This window comes from Sphingomonas sp. CARO-RG-8B-R24-01, from assembly GCF_022662295.1.
GTDB lineage: Bacteria > Pseudomonadota > Alphaproteobacteria > Sphingomonadales > Sphingomonadaceae > Sphingomonas.
In genome coordinates this window covers 151,047-164,748 of sequence record NZ_JAKNQI010000004.1, presented here as the reverse complement: position 1 = coordinate 164,748, position 13,702 = coordinate 151,047, and the positions used below count along the sequence as shown (strand labels likewise).

19 protein-coding genes are annotated in these 13,702 nt (G+C 64.5%); 7 read left to right on the top strand and 12 right to left on the bottom strand.

The features are described from left to right. Positions 1-14: 14 nt before the first annotated feature. Positions 15-629 carry an ankyrin repeat domain-containing protein gene (locus tag L8G49_RS10410; RefSeq protein WP_242185387.1) on the top strand — a complete coding sequence of 205 codons (615 nt, stop codon included), beginning with the start codon at positions 15-17 and terminating at the stop codon, positions 627-629. 29 nt (positions 630-658) lie between these two features. On the opposite strand, the gene L8G49_RS10405 is transcribed toward L8G49_RS10410, so the two are convergent. The 11 genes from L8G49_RS10405 to L8G49_RS10355 form a co-directional block, all read right to left on the bottom strand. Next, positions 659-1,174, bottom strand: a complete 516-nt coding sequence (locus L8G49_RS10405; RefSeq protein WP_242185378.1) for an MmcB family DNA repair protein — start codon at positions 1,172-1,174, stop codon at positions 659-661. Between the two features lie 53 nt (positions 1,175-1,227). Continuing rightward, a complete protein-coding gene (locus L8G49_RS10400; protein WP_242185376.1) occupies positions 1,228-1,815 on the bottom strand; it encodes a cell wall hydrolase in 588 nt (195 codons plus the stop codon). Between the two features lie 190 nt (positions 1,816-2,005). Continuing rightward, complete coding sequence (locus tag L8G49_RS10395; protein ID WP_242138062.1) at positions 2,006-2,347, bottom strand: DUF1491 family protein; 342 nt, start codon at positions 2,345-2,347, stop codon at positions 2,006-2,008. Then, the gene (locus tag L8G49_RS10390) at positions 2,344-2,820 is read right to left on the bottom strand and encodes a PaaI family thioesterase (protein WP_242138061.1); all 477 of its coding nucleotides are present in this window, start codon (positions 2,818-2,820) and stop codon (positions 2,344-2,346) included. Before L8G49_RS10390 ends, L8G49_RS10395 begins: the two co-directional genes overlap by 4 nt. Beyond that, on the bottom strand, positions 2,798-3,265 hold the full coding sequence (locus L8G49_RS10385) for a PTS sugar transporter subunit IIA (protein ID WP_242138060.1): 468 nt from the start codon (positions 3,263-3,265) through the stop codon (positions 2,798-2,800). Before L8G49_RS10385 ends, L8G49_RS10390 begins: the two co-directional genes overlap by 23 nt. A gap of 84 nt (positions 3,266-3,349) precedes the next feature. Continuing rightward, positions 3,350-3,943 (bottom strand): ribosome-associated translation inhibitor RaiA, encoded by a 594-nt coding sequence (gene raiA / locus L8G49_RS10380; protein WP_242138059.1) that lies wholly within the window; start codon positions 3,941-3,943, stop codon positions 3,350-3,352. Between the two features lie 97 nt (positions 3,944-4,040). Continuing rightward, on the bottom strand, positions 4,041-4,730 hold the full coding sequence (gene dnaQ, locus L8G49_RS10375) for a DNA polymerase III subunit epsilon (RefSeq protein WP_242185371.1): 690 nt from the start codon (positions 4,728-4,730) through the stop codon (positions 4,041-4,043). 4 nt (positions 4,731-4,734) lie between these two features. Beyond that, on the bottom strand, positions 4,735-5,334 hold the full coding sequence (gene coaE, locus L8G49_RS10370; RefSeq protein ID WP_242185369.1) for a dephospho-CoA kinase: 600 nt from the start codon (positions 5,332-5,334) through the stop codon (positions 4,735-4,737). Further along, complete coding sequence (locus tag L8G49_RS10365) at positions 5,331-6,143, bottom strand: shikimate dehydrogenase (protein ID WP_242185352.1); 813 nt, start codon at positions 6,141-6,143, stop codon at positions 5,331-5,333. Before L8G49_RS10365 ends, coaE begins: the two co-directional genes overlap by 4 nt. Continuing rightward, positions 6,140-6,736, bottom strand: a complete 597-nt coding sequence (locus tag L8G49_RS10360) for a nucleoside triphosphate pyrophosphatase (RefSeq protein WP_242138055.1) — start codon at positions 6,734-6,736, stop codon at positions 6,140-6,142. Before L8G49_RS10360 ends, L8G49_RS10365 begins: the two co-directional genes overlap by 4 nt. Next, positions 6,733-7,560, bottom strand: a complete 828-nt coding sequence (locus L8G49_RS10355; RefSeq protein WP_242185749.1) for a pyruvate, water dikinase regulatory protein — start codon at positions 7,558-7,560, stop codon at positions 6,733-6,735. The genes L8G49_RS10360 and L8G49_RS10355 overlap by 4 nt, the downstream gene beginning before the upstream one ends. A gap of 336 nt (positions 7,561-7,896) precedes the next feature. On the opposite strand from L8G49_RS10355, the gene hemE reads away from it, so the two are divergent. The 4 genes from hemE (at position 7,897) to L8G49_RS10335 (ending at position 11,607) form a co-directional block, all read left to right on the top strand. Continuing rightward, positions 7,897-8,928: a uroporphyrinogen decarboxylase gene (gene hemE / locus L8G49_RS10350; RefSeq protein WP_277923219.1), complete on the top strand. Its 1,032-nt coding sequence runs from the start codon at positions 7,897-7,899 to the stop codon at positions 8,926-8,928. Further along, the gene (locus tag L8G49_RS10345; protein ID WP_242138718.1) at positions 8,928-9,386 is read left to right on the top strand and encodes a CopD family protein; all 459 of its coding nucleotides are present in this window, start codon (positions 8,928-8,930) and stop codon (positions 9,384-9,386) included. Before hemE ends, L8G49_RS10345 begins: the two co-directional genes overlap by 1 nt. A gap of 196 nt (positions 9,387-9,582) precedes the next feature. Continuing rightward, complete coding sequence (rho, locus tag L8G49_RS10340; RefSeq protein WP_242138053.1) at positions 9,583-10,839, top strand: transcription termination factor Rho; 1,257 nt, start codon at positions 9,583-9,585, stop codon at positions 10,837-10,839. 126 nt (positions 10,840-10,965) lie between these two features. Continuing rightward, positions 10,966-11,607 (top strand): YjbE family putative metal transport protein, encoded by a 642-nt coding sequence (locus L8G49_RS10335; RefSeq protein WP_242185349.1) that lies wholly within the window; start codon positions 10,966-10,968, stop codon positions 11,605-11,607. 1 nt (position 11,608) lies between these two features. Here L8G49_RS10335 and L8G49_RS10330 read toward each other — a convergent pair whose 3' ends face one another. Beyond that, positions 11,609-12,088: a methylated-DNA--[protein]-cysteine S-methyltransferase gene (locus L8G49_RS10330; RefSeq protein WP_242185347.1), complete on the bottom strand. Its 480-nt coding sequence runs from the start codon at positions 12,086-12,088 to the stop codon at positions 11,609-11,611. Between the two features lie 49 nt (positions 12,089-12,137). Between L8G49_RS10330 and L8G49_RS10325 the strand changes: the two genes are divergently transcribed. Then, on the top strand, positions 12,138-12,362 hold the full coding sequence (locus L8G49_RS10325) for a DUF6489 family protein (RefSeq protein ID WP_242185345.1): 225 nt from the start codon (positions 12,138-12,140) through the stop codon (positions 12,360-12,362). 2 nt (positions 12,363-12,364) lie between these two features. Beyond that, complete coding sequence (gene mnmE, locus L8G49_RS10320; RefSeq protein WP_242185339.1) at positions 12,365-13,654, top strand: tRNA uridine-5-carboxymethylaminomethyl(34) synthesis GTPase MnmE; 1,290 nt, start codon at positions 12,365-12,367, stop codon at positions 13,652-13,654. The last annotated feature ends 48 nt before the right edge of the window (positions 13,655-13,702 follow it).

Sequence of the window (13,702 nt, the reverse complement as noted above, 5' to 3'; positions counted from 1 at the left end):
AGGACATCTATCCGATGACTCTTCGCTCGTTCGCCACCATGCTCACGCTCGTCGCCGCCCCCTTCGCGCTGGTCGCGACCCCGGCGATCGCGCAGCTTGGACAGTCCGAGGGGTACAAGTTTCTGCAGGCGGTCAAGGACGGCAAGGGCGACGAGGTCACCAAGTTTCTCGACAAGCCGGGTGCCACGGTGATCAACACGCGCGATGTCACCAATGGCGATGGCGCACTGCATATCGTCGTTCGGCGCCAGGATTCGACCTATCTGAACTACTTGCTCGCACGAGGCGCCGATCCCAACCTCAAGAACAGCCGGGGCGAAACCCCGCTGCTGATCGCGTCGAGCCTCGGTGCGACCGACATGATCGAAAATCTTGCCAAGCACGGTGCGAACGTCAATCTCGGCAATGCGAGCGGCGAGACCGCGCTGATCCGTGCCGTGCAGCGTCGTGATGCGACGATGGTGCGCAGCCTGCTCGATCTCGGCGCCGATCCGGATCAGAAGGACCTGCTCCAGGGATCCTCGGCGCGCGACTATGCGCATCAGGACACGCGAACGCCCGCGATCGCGGCATTGATCGACGCTGCGCCCAAGAAGGTCCGCAAGGCCGTGTCGGGGCCCAAACTGTAAGACGGGGCCGCTGATCGCCGTCCTGCGCCTCAACCCGCGAAAGACAACCCGTCCGCTTCGGGATCGGTGAGCGCGATCATGCGCCGCGCCGCACGTCGCGCGAACGCGAGCGTAACGCGCTTCCGGGTCGCGGCTGACAACGGATCGGTATGCGCCTCCCGCAGGATCGCGGCGTCATACCGGTCGGCGACGATGATACCGGTCCGTGCGGGCAGGAACCCCTCGCGGTCGAGCGGGCTGGCATCGAACCCAGCCGGAACCGCCCAATAATAGCGGTCGCAACAGCCAAGATATTCGGTCCACTTGGCGTCACCGAGCAAGTCGGCACGTGACACCTTGATCTCCACGATGACGATCTGTCCGCGCGCGTCGATGGCCATCACGTCTGCGCGACGATTCCCGTCGAGGGGAACTTCTGTCAGCGCGACCAGATCGTGCCGCAGCAACATCCGGATCGTACCACGCGCGACGTCTGCCGCGCAAAGCGGGGAGCCGGGCGCGTCGACACAGGATTGCGGAGGGGTTTCGGGCGCATCGCGTAACATGCGCCGATCCTAGAACATTTCACGAACACGTCAAACCCGACGCGCCGCGATGCTCAGCGATAGAAGACGTGGTTGCCGATCGCGGCGACCTGCTGGCGATGCCAGCCCGGAGCTGCGCGCTTCGCATGGAAATACATCGCGTCGGCAGCGGGGCTGTCCCAGCTGTCGGCGAGGGCGACGCGGGCCACCGCTACGGCGGTGCGATACTGGCGGTTGTACGGGACTGCCGGAACGTGACCGCCGCGTACGAACGAAAACTGGCCGGGCTGGGTTACGACCGAGCAGACCGATTTCGGGAAGTGGCCGGATTTGGAACGGTTGAGGATGACTTCGGCAACGGCGAGCTGACCGCTGAGCGGTTCGCCCTTGGCTTCGAAGTAGATCGCGCCAGCCATGCACTGCAGCTCGTCACCCATTTCGTCAGGAACCGACTGTGCCGCGACCGCAGCGTCCAGCGTGCCGAAAGCCACGTCATCGCCATCCTGCAACTCGTCGCTGGCCATCGGCTCCTTGATATCCACTGCCTGGACGACACCCGCTTCGGGAACCGAAGCAACGACCGGGGCGTTGATGGCCCGGTCGAGTTGCTGAGCGAAGCCCGGCGTGCCCGCGCCGATGATGGCGGCAGCGGTAAGGATCATGGTCGCGCACGTGACGACCCGGTTGGCAAACGACATTCAAACTACAAAAATGCGGTTGGTGCGCGGACATAAACGACCTTGCGATCGTTCACCCGGACATCCCCCCGACTGCGTAACCTAACCGGATCGCACCCGGTACGGCACAACGCCTAAATCGATAAATTCGCTATCGAGGGGTCGAACCCAAGGGTCAACCGTCGAGGATTGTTTCTGCGGCGAATCGTTCCGGCGACGCGATGTCCAGTTCGATCACCCACAAATCCGGATCGCGCGACCGTCGCCGCCGCCAGTACGACTCGCGTGCCGGACCATCCGAGGCATCGGCTGGCCCGGCCGGAATCAGCGCGGTTTTGCCGCTGGGATCCAGGGCACGCTCGACCATGTGCGTGGATCCATTATTGTCATTCAAAATGAGTAATATGGCGCCTGAACTGGGCTCACCGCGAGCGCGGACCATGCCCATGCCCCCGGCATCATTGACGCGCTTGAGCAGGGCAGACACCAGCAATGCGGTCGGAAGCGCATGGCTCACGTCGGACGGTATCCCGGCAGCGTGGCGAGCGGCATCTGGGACCGCATGAACGTGCCGGTCCCCCGGGCTGCCTCGTCACCCGCCGCATCGACCAGCCGAGCCTCGGCGACGAACACCCGTCGGTGCCCGGAGACCCACCGGCCCTCGGCAATGACGGGTCCTTCCCGCAAGGGCTTGGTCAGCAACAGGTTGAAGGCGGTGGTCAGCAGGAAACGATCCGTCACCAGGCTGTTCGCGGCATAAAAGGCGGCATCGTCGAGCATCTTGAAATAGCTCGTGCCATGGGCCGCACCGCCGGCGTGAAAGACTTGTGGCGCGATCGTGAACCGAATTCGTGCGACCCCTGCTTCGGGGATTTCCAGCACTGAATCGAACAACTGGTTGATCGGCGCCGCCGCATACAGGTTTTCGAGTGCGCGGAAATGCGCTGCTTCGCCCGAGGGGGCGGGTTCAGGCGGCGTCACGCGCTTCATCCGCCATCAGGAGCGCAATCATCGCGTCGCGCGATCCGGCGCCCCGCAGCTTGTCGACGAAACTGGCATCGCGCAGCATCCGGGATACACGCGCCAAGGCCTTGAGATGTTCGGCTCCGGCGTCGGGCGGCGACAACAGCATGAAGACGATATCGACGGGAAGGTCATCGACCGCGGCAAAGTCGATCGGGTTGGCCAGACGGGCGAAGACCCCGCAAACCCTGGGAAGTCCGGCCAACCGCCCATGCGGCGTCGCGACGCCACGACCGAAACCGGTCGACCCGAGCTTCTCTCGCGCAACCAGCGCTTCCGCCGCGGCGGCGGCATCGATCCCGTAGACCTTGGCGGCGACGCCGGCGAGATGCTGGAACAACAGTTTGCGCGTGCCAGCGCTTTCGCGTTCGAGCACCGCGTCGGCGCTCAGAAGATCGTGCAAGTCAGTCATCGCAATCCTTGGGCCCGCGACAGGCACGGGTGCTTGCGCGGGCCCATAGCGCCGATCAGTGATCGGCGAAAGCGGAGCGAAACATTATGAAACGCGCTGTGGCTCCACCCAACCGATCGTACCGTCCCCGCGGCGGTACACCATGTTATAGGTACCCGAGCCCGAATTGCGGAACAGCAATGCAGTCGTGTTGCGCAAATCGAGCATCATCACTGCATCCGAAACGGTCGCATCGGGGATATCGACGCGCGTCTCGGCAACGATCAACGGGAAGTCCTCGACTTCTTCCTCGGCAGTATTTTCCTGGAACAGCGTGTAGCCGGCATCACCCGACGCCAGATCGGCCGCCGCACTGGATGCCGCGCTGTTCGCAACGGCGCTGCGATCCTTGAGACGGCGCATGTACCGGCGAAGCTGCTTTTCGATCTTGGTCGATGCCGAGTCGAACGCGGCGTGCGCGTCGGTAGCGTCGCCGCTGGCCTTCAGGATCAGGCCCTGCATGACGTGGCAGACGATGTCGCAGGTGAAGCGGTTGTCGTGCGGTCCCTTGCCGAAGGTCACCTGCGCCGAAATCGTCCGAGCGAAATATTTGGTCGCGATGCCCTGGAGCCGCTCGTCGACATGGGTCCTGAGCGCGTCGCCCGTTTCGACCTGGTGGCCGGAAACCCGAATATCCATGAGCACTTCTCCATACTGTATCGCCGGATCCCGCTTTTCGGGTCTTCCGGCTGGTAGATGACGTCTGTCGGACGCCTCGACCCCCCAATAGGTTGAATCAGTTGGCCGTCTCGCCTCCCCACAAAGGATTGACCACCGACTTCATAAACGCTGCGTGACGTACAAGATCCGCCTCCGGCACCGTAAAAACCCGCGGCGGGCGGGGCCTGGCGGGGGCTGCCGGAGCAGACGCCACCGCCACCTCGATCGCCTCGCTGACCAGACCAAGCCCGATCTGCCGACCACCGGTCAGCTCGACATAGACTTGCGCCAGCAGCTGGGCGTCCAGCAGAGCGCCGTGGAGCGTGCGGTGACTGCGATCGATGCCATAGCGGCTGCACAGCGCGTCGAGGCTATGCTTGGCCCCCGGGTGGCGTATGCGTGCCATCGCGACGGTATCGACCATTCTGTGCATTTTGATCGGCGTGCGGCTGCACCGGGTCAGCTCACCGTTGAGAAAGCCGAAATCGAAGCTCGCGTTGTGCGCGACGAGGGGGCTGTCTTCGAGAAATTCGAGAAGCGCTTCGGCGCCGTGGTGGAACAGGGGCTTGTCCGCGAGGAACGCGTCGCTGAGGCCGTGCACGCGCTGCGCCTCGGGCGGCATGGTGCGCTCGGGGTGGAAATAGGCGTGGAAGGTTCGACCGGTTTCGACCCGGTTGATCATCTCGACACATCCGATTTCGACCATCCGGTCGCCATCGGAAAAACTGAACCCCGTGGTCTCTGTGTCGAAGACGATCTCTCTCATAGACTCAGGATAGTGGGGTTTTGCGCGCTGCGAGGCAAGCGATGATGCGGTGCACCGCATCACGCGTCGTATCGAGCGAACCGCCTGTCGGAACGACGAAATCTGCACGTGCGGTCTTTTCTGCATCGGGCAGCTGCCGGCGCAGGATGGCATCGAGCTTGTCCGCCGTCATGCCAGCACGGGCGAGCACGCGCGCGCGTTGCACCGACTCGGGCGCAGAAACGACCACGACGGCATCGACGCGCGACTCGCCGTCGGTTTCGAACAACAAGGGAATGTCGAACACGACCATCGGCGCATCGGCGTTTTGCGCAAGAAACGCCGCGCGTTCGCTGCCGACGGCGGGATGGACGATCGCCTCGAGCCGCTTGAGCGCAACGGGGTCGCCGAGGACCATCGGCCCGAGCTTTGCGCGATCGACGCCGCCCGGGCCGGTCGATCCCGGGAAGGCCGCCTCGATGGCGGTCACCAGGGGACCGGCTGTGGCCTGTAACCGGTGCACCGTTGCATCCGCGTCGAAAACCGGCACGCCGGCATCGGCGAACATCGCCGCGACGGTCGACTTGCCCATGCCGATCGACCCCGTAAGGCCAATCGTGATCATGCGGTCAGCAGGGCGCGCAGTTTCAGGTCCTGTTCCTCGTCACGTGGCGGGGCGGCGCCAAAGAACAGCTCGAAGGCAAGCGCAGCCTGACCGATCAGCATGTCGAGACCGTCGATCGTATCGAGATCGCGCGCGCGTGCCGCGGCGAGCAGCGGCGTTTCGAGCGGTGCATAGACCACGTCATAGACCACAGCATCTTCGGGGAGCGGATCGAGATCGAGGTCGAGCGGCGGCTGCCCGGCCATGCCGAGCGCGCTTGCATTGACCACGAGCGCCGCCGGAGGGAGCGATGCCGTCAGCGGCAGCGCCTGGCCCTTCAGTCCGAAAGACGACAGGAGGGCGGCAGCCTTCAGCACGTTGCGGTTGAGGACGGTGACCGGGCCGACGCCGAGCTTCGCGAGCGCGAACAGCACGGCGCGCGCGGCGCCCCCGGCACCGATCACCACGACCGGCGCTCCGGTCAGGTCCATTCCGGCGAGCGGAGCGTAAAAGCCCGCTGCGTCGGTGTTGGTGCAAAGAAAGGCACCGTCCTCACCGCGAAACACGGTGTTCGCCGCGCCGATCGACCCGCGCACGCTACCCGGGTCGGCGATATGATCGAACACTGTTTGTTTGTGCGGCAAGGTGACATTGCACCCACGCCAGGCGGGATCGGCCGTCCGCTCGGCGAAATAGGCGTTCAGGCCCTCCGGCGCCACATGGCACGCGCGATAGCTGCCCTCCAAACGCAACGCTTCGAGCCAGAACTCGTGGATCAGCGGCGATTTGGAATGGGCGATCGGGTCGCCGATCACTTCTGCATACATCATGACGGCATCACTCCGCGAACCCGTAGATAGTCGAGTACCTGCAGCAGCGGCAGGCCGAGGACGGTGAACTGGCTTCCCTCGATCCGCGTGAACAGCTGCGCGCCAGGGCCCTCGATCCGATAGCACCCGACGCATCCCGCAATTTCGGGCCACTCGAGATCGAGGTAGGTTTCGATGAAAGCCTCGCTCAACGGGCGAACATGCATCCGCGCGCGATCGACCACGCGCCACACCGGCTGTCCGCCCTCGGCGATGACTGCACCGCTGATCAAATCGTGCCGTTTGCCCGACAGGCGCCGCAGATGGTCTGCCGCCTCATCGCGCGATCGCGGTTTGTCGAGCATCGATCCGTCCTCCAGCGCGACAACCGAATCACACCCCAGCACCAGCGCCTGGTCGTTCCCCGCCGATACCTTGACTGCTTTCAATTCAGCGAGCGCATCCGCGAGATCCCGCGGTCCCACGCCGTCGGCAAGAAGGGCGGCTTTCGCGGTATCCTCGTCCACCCCGGCCGATACCGCGCTGAAAGGAATACCCGCGGCGGCTAGCATTGCGCGCCGTGACGCACTTTGCGAAGCGAGGATCAGTCTCATGCTTCGCCCCGCTGCGCGCCGACGCGTTCGCCGACGAGCGCGATGATCGCCGCTGCTGTTTCCTCGATCGACCGTCGCGTGACGTCGATCACCGGCCAGCCGTTGTCCGCGAACATGCGCCGCGCAAAGGCGACCTCGCGCGTCACGGCTTCCTGATCGACATAGGCGGTCTCGGTCTTCTGGTTGAGCGACAGCAACCGATTGCGACGAACCTGGATCAACCGGTCAGCGCTCGTGGTAAGCCCGACGACGATCGGGTTCTTGAGTGCGAACAGGCTGCGGGGCGGCGGGCTTTCGATTACGATCGGGATGTTCGCGGTCTTGAACCCGCGATTGGCGAGATAGATCGACGTTGGGGTCTTGGACGACCGCGAAACCCCGGCGAGCACGATGTCGGCCTCTTCCCAATCCTCGGACAAGATGCCGTCGTCATGCGCGATGGTGAACTGGATTGCGTCGACACGCGCGAAATAGGCGGCATCAAGGACGTGCTGACGCCCCGGGCGCGCCTTGGCCGCCTGTCCAAGCAAACCCGACAGGGCACCGGTCACTCCGTCGAGCGGCGCGACCGCGGGCAAGCCGAGCGTACGGCACCGTGCCTCGAGCGTCTTGCGCGTCTCGCTGTTCACCAGCGTGAACAGCACGAGCCCCGGATTTTGCGAAATTTCCTGGAGGATCCGCTCGAGGTGCGCCTCGGTCCGCACCATCGGCCAGAAATGCCGGATCGTCTCGACGTCGTCATATTGCGCGAGCGCCGCCTTGGCGATGTTCTCGAGCGTCTCGCCGGTCGAATCCGACAGGAGGTGGAGGTGAAGCCGCATCAGCCGTGTTCCCGGGAAAGGCCTGTGGATAACATGGGGATAACCGCTAGCGTAACTTCGCAACCGCGCAAAGCCGCCCGGACCGGTGGAAAACGCCCGAGTTTTCCACAACCGCGTGCACAGCCGCCGGATTTATCCACAGGCTGTGAATCATGGGGATGGAATCGCCGATCGTCTCGGGGAATCGGCTCTGCGATTCAGCACGGAGTGTTGGCAATTCGGGGACAATTGCATAAGCCCCGGCTTCCACCGGCCAACAACTGCTAATACCTTTTAAGAATCTAGACTCTTATTGAAGAGGGGACAGCGATCCTGCCTGCATCGACTCCATCGGAACCCCTGTCTCAGGTACCGTTCAAACCGCTGCTCGCGACGCTGAAAGGCGCGCGCCAAGCCGTTCCGCCGATCTGGCTGATGCGCCAAGCCGGGCGGTACCTCCCCGAATACCGCGCGTTACGCGCCGAAAAGGGGGGGTTTCTGGCGCTGGTCAACGACAGTGACGCCGCCGCGGAAGTGACGATCCAGCCGATCCGCCGGTTCGGGTTCGATGGCGCGATCCTGTTTTCGGACATTCTGATGGTCCCGGCAGCCCTTGGGCAGGGCCTGACCTTCGGGGTCGGCGAGGGCCCCGCCCTGACGCCGCCGCTGGTCGACCACGCGCTTGGAGCGCTCGAACAGGCGCCAGAACGGCTGGAGCCGGTCTATGAGACCGTGCGGCGGGTCGCGACGCTGTTGCCTGCCCAGACAACCTTCCTCGGCTTTGCAGGGAGCCCCTGGACGGTTTCGACCTATATGGTCGCGGGCAAGGGCAGCCGTGATCAGAGCGAGACGCGTCGGTTCGCTTATGCCGACCCACAGGCCTTTGGCGCGATCATCGATGCGATCGTCGGCAGCACTATCGATTATCTGTCGAAGCAGATCGAGGCAGGGGTCGAAGCGGTGCAACTGTTCGACAGCTGGTCGGGCAGCCTCAGCCCCGCACAATTCGAGCGCTGGGTGATCGCCCCCAACGCGGCGATCGTCGCGGCGCTCCACGCGCGGCATCCAGGGGTGCCGGTCATCGGCTTTCCGAAAGGGGCGGGCGAGAAACTGCCGATCTACGCGCGCGAAACCGGGGTCGATGCGGTGGGCGTCGACGAGACGATCAACCCGGAATGGGCCGCGGCGAACCTCCCTGAAGGCATGCCGGTCCAGGGCAATCTCGACCCGCTCGCGCTGATTGCCGGCGGGGCCGACCTCGAAGCGGCAGCGGCGCGGATCCTTGCGGCGTTCGCTGGCCGTCCCCACGTCTTCAATCTCGGCCACGGCATCTTGCAGGACACGCCGATCGCGCATGTCGAGCAACTGCTGGCCTTCGTTCGGAACGCATGATGGCTGGAATGCTCGGCAACGCCTACCTCTGGGTCAAGGCAGCGCACGTGATCTTCGTGATCTTCTGGATGGCGGGACTGTTCATGCTGCCGCGCTATCTCGTCTATCATCAGGAGGCGCTTGCCGGGGCGGGGGGTGATGCCGCGCTGTGGGTCGAGCGAGAGGCGAAGATCCGCACCATCATCCTGACGCCGGCGATGATCGTCGTCTGGGTCCTCGGGTTGCTGTTGGCGGCGAACGCAGGCCTGTTCTCGGGTCAGGCGGGGCTTGGCTGGTTGCATCTCAAGCTGTTGCTCGTGGTCGTCCTCAGCGGGTATCATGGCTGGGCGGTCGGCTATGCACGCAAGCTCAAGGCAGGCAAACCAACCCTGACCGGGCGGCAGCTCCGCATGATCAATGAGGTTCCTGCGGTCCTGGTGACCTTCATCGTGATCCTGGCGATCGTCCAGCCGTTCTGAAGGACAGGCGCCGCGGCTACGTCGCCATCCCGGTACGCCACGCCTTGACGCGTTCAGGCGCGCGTCGTATCTGAGGCCGGTATTGTAGTGCGACGGCCTTGCGCCGTTCGGCTGCCTTATCCTTCCTCAAGCATCGTCGCGTACCCTTCGCCGACCGAAGCTCCTCCTCCGCATCTTCATGCCCCGGACGCCCGAAATGCATCTTAAAGATCTCAAGAACAAGAAACCGGCCGAGCTGGTCGCGATGGCCGAGGAGCTCGGGATCGAGAGCGCGTCGACGCTGCGCAAGCAGGACCTCATGTTCGCGATCCTCAAGGTCCAGGCCGAGCAGGGCGAGCAGATCATGGGGCTCGGCACGATCGAAGTGCTGCCCGACGGCTTCGGCTTCCTCCGCAGCCCCGAGGCGAACTATCTCGCGGGCCCCGACGACATCTACATTTCGCCCAACCAGGTCCGCAAGTTCGGCCTGCGCACCGGTGACACGGTCGAGGGCGAGATCCGCGGACCGAAGGATGGCGAACGTTATTTCGCGCTGGTGAAACTGACCGCTGTCAATTTCGACGATCCCGATGCGGTCCGCCACCGCGTCAATTTCGACAATCTGACGCCGCTGTATCCGGAAGAGAAGCTCACGCTCGATCCGTCCGACCCGACCGTCAAGGACAAGTCGGCGCGCGTCATCGACATCATCTCGCCACAGGGCAAGGGCCAGCGCACGTTGATCGTCGCGCCCCCGCGCGTCGGCAAGACGGTGATGCTCCAGAACATCGCCAAGGCAATCACCGACAATCACCCCGAGGTGTTCCTGATCGTCCTGCTGATCGACGAGCGCCCCGAGGAAGTCACCGACATGCAGCGCTCGGTCAAGGGCGAGGTGGTCAGCTCGACCTTCGACGAACCCGCGACGCGCCACGTCCAGGTCGCCGAAATGGTGATCGAAAAGGCCAAGCGCCTGGTCGAGCACAAGAAGGACGTGGTGATCCTGCTCGACTCGATCACGCGTCTCGGCCGCGCCTACAACACCGTCGTACCCTCGTCGGGCAAGGTGCTGACCGGCGGTGTCGACGCGAACGCGCTCCAGCGCCCGAAGCGCTTCTTCGGTGCCGCGCGCAACATCGAGGAGGGTGGGTCGCTCTCGATCATCGCGACCGCGCTGATCGATACCGGCAGCCGCATGGACGAAGTGATCTTCGAGGAATTCAAGGGCACGGGCAACTCGGAAATCGTGCTCGACCGCAAGGTCGCGGACAAGCGCATCTTCCCCGCGCTCGACGTCGGCAAGTCGGGCACGCGCAAGGAAGAGTTGCTGGTCGACCAGAGCAAGCTCTCCAAGATGTGGGTCCTTCGCCGCATCCTCATGCAGATGGGGACGATCGACTCGATGGAGTTCCTGCTCGACAAGATGAAGAATTCGAAGACCAACGAAGACTTCTTCGAAAGCATGAACCAGTAATAAAACTGACGGTGCAAGGTCTGGCGCGGAAACGCGATGATTGGGTTTGCGCAGAGTAACGCGGTTTGAAATGGCCGGGATGGGGGTGAAGCCCGATCCCGGCCATTGCCGTGCGGGGGTAGGACCATGTTCGATATAGCCGATGTCTTCACCGCCGCAGGGCTAGCCACGCTGGGCCAGGTGATCCTGATCGACCTGATCTTCTCTGGCGACAACGCGATGGTCCTCGGCACTCTCGCGGCGGGTCTCCCGGCGAAGCAGCGCAAGCAGGTCCTGGGCTTGGGGGTCATCATGGCCCTCGTCTGCCTGATCGGTTTCGCGCTGATCGCGACGCAATTGCTGCATGTCGTGGGTTTGCTCCTGGCCGGCGGGATCCTGCTGCTGTGGGTTGCATGGAAACTCTTCAGCGAGATCCGGTCGCACAATGCGCCCGCGCTCGACGCTACCGCAGGGCTGGCGCCCAAGGCGCAGAAGACGTTCGCCCAGGCGGCGGTTCAGGTCGCGATCACCAATCTGTCGCTGAGCCTGGACAACGTCCTGGCGGTTGCCGGTGCTGCGCGGGACCATCCGTCGGTATTGTTCTTCGGGTTGGCCCTGTCGGTGACGTTGATGGCGGTTGCGGCCAATTACATCGCACGGATCATCGGCAAGCACCGCTGGATCGCCTATGTCGGCCTGCTTGTCATCCTGTTCGTTGCCGGGCGGATGATTTACGACGGGATCATCGATCACGATGTCGGCGTTCTGACGCTGTTGCCCCACAAATAAGCTATAGAAGGCCGCGTCGGTCCCGCGCTTCGAAGTCGAGCAGCCATGCCTTGGTGCGACTGCCGGCGCCGGCGGAATAGGCGCCGAGCGTGCCGTCGGCGTTCGTGACGCGGTGGCAGGGGACGACGATCGGATAAGGGTTGCGCGCGCATGCCTGCCCGATGGCGCGGGCGCTGGATCCGGCAGCGGCGGCCAGCCGTCCATAGCTCCAGGCCGCGCCGTAAGGGATGGCGCACATTGCCGCGCGGAGCGCTCCCCCGCGGGGCGAGACGGCGGGCTGGAGCGGCAGATCGAAGTCTCGGCGCGTGCCGCCAAACCATTCCTCGAGCTGCACGGCGGCGGCGCGAACCGCGCGCGCTGATCCGCCATTCAGCGGGAGGTCGGCAGCATCGATCGTGATCGATTCCACGGCAACGTCGTCGCCCCACACCGTGACGGTGCCGACAGGCGTTGCGATCCTGGCCATATCGCGCGCATACATAGCGGCATCATGCAGCGCGGCGCCCGCCCGCTCAAGGGGAGAAGCCGCGATGAAAATCAACGTCGAAGTCGATTGCACGCCGGAAGAAGCACGCCGCTTCATGGGACTGCCCGACATGGCGCCCGTGCACGCGAAGTATCTGGCGATGCTGACCAATTCGATGGACGGATCGGTCGCGCCCGAGATGATGGAAACGGTGATGCGCAGCTGGATGCCGATGGGGGACGCCGGCATGGCAATGTGGCGGCAGATGTTCGACACCGCGAAGAAGTAAGCATGCCGCACCGCGACACCATCTACGCGACCTCCAGCGGCACTGCGCCAGCGGCGATCGCGATTGTCCGCGTCAGTGGCGCCGCGGCGCGCCGGGTGGTGGAGAGGCTGGCAGGGTCCGTTCCGGAAGCGCGCCGTGCATCGCTGCGCGCGTTGCGCCATCCGGCGACGGGTAGGCTGCTCGATCGGGCGGTCGTTCTGTTCTTCCCGGGACCTGCGACCGCGACCGGCGAGGATCTGGTCGAGTTTCACATCCACGGCGGACGAGCGGTGATAGCAGCGGTCGCGGCTGCGATCGGCTTAGTCCCCGAAACCCGGCTGGCGGAGGCGGGCGAGTTTACGCGACGGGCACTCGCCAACGGCCGGATCGACCTGACCGAGGCAGAAGGGCTGGGGGATCTCCTTGCGGCGCAGACCGAGACCCAGCGCAAGGCGGCACTGCGCGTGGCGGAGGGCGGGCTGCGCGCCGAACTCGATCGCTGGACCGATCAACTTGTCGCGGTCGCGGCGGAGATCGAGGCGGCGCTCGACTTTTCGGACGAGGACGATGTCAGCGAGCAGCCGATCGCAGCCGTCACTGCAAAGATTGCGAACGTTGCACAAGCGATCGATCGTCTGCTCGGCGAACCGCCGGTCGAGCGGCTTCACGATGGCATTCGGGTGGTGATCGCCGGGCCGCCCAACAGCGGGAAGTCGACGCTGCTGAATGCGCTGACCGGACGCGACGTTGCCATCGTATCGGCCATTTCGGGGACGACCCGGGATCGCATCGAGGCGACGGTGGTCCGGGGTGGGGTTGCCTATGTCCTGACCGACACCGCCGGTCTGACGGACCAGCCCGGCGACGAGATCGAGCAGATCGGGATCGACCGCGCGCGCTCCGCGATGGCCGGCGCCGACATCGTGCTTTGGCTCGACGATGCCGCACCGATCGACGATAGTTTTCTTGCCGTGCACGCGCGTGCCGATGTGGCGGGACGGGAAACACCGCCGACCGGCAGGACTGCCGTTGCCGCAAAGGATGGCCTTGGCATCGCGGCGCTGTGGGACCAGATCGATGCCCGGGCCAGGCGACTGCTTCCACAGGAAGACGCGCTCACGGTCAACAGTCGGCAACGCGGATTGCTCACGCAATGCGTCACCTATCTGCACGCGGCCCGGCACCATGACGATATGCTCGTCGTAGCGGAGGAGCTTCGCGGCGCTTTGCGTACGCTCGATGCGGTGGCTGGACGGAGCGGCATCGAGCATGTTCTCGGCTCGATCTTCGCGCGATTCTGCATCGGAAAATGATGTTCCACGTGGAACGTTTTGACAGGGTCGGCGTAGCGACCTAGCGGT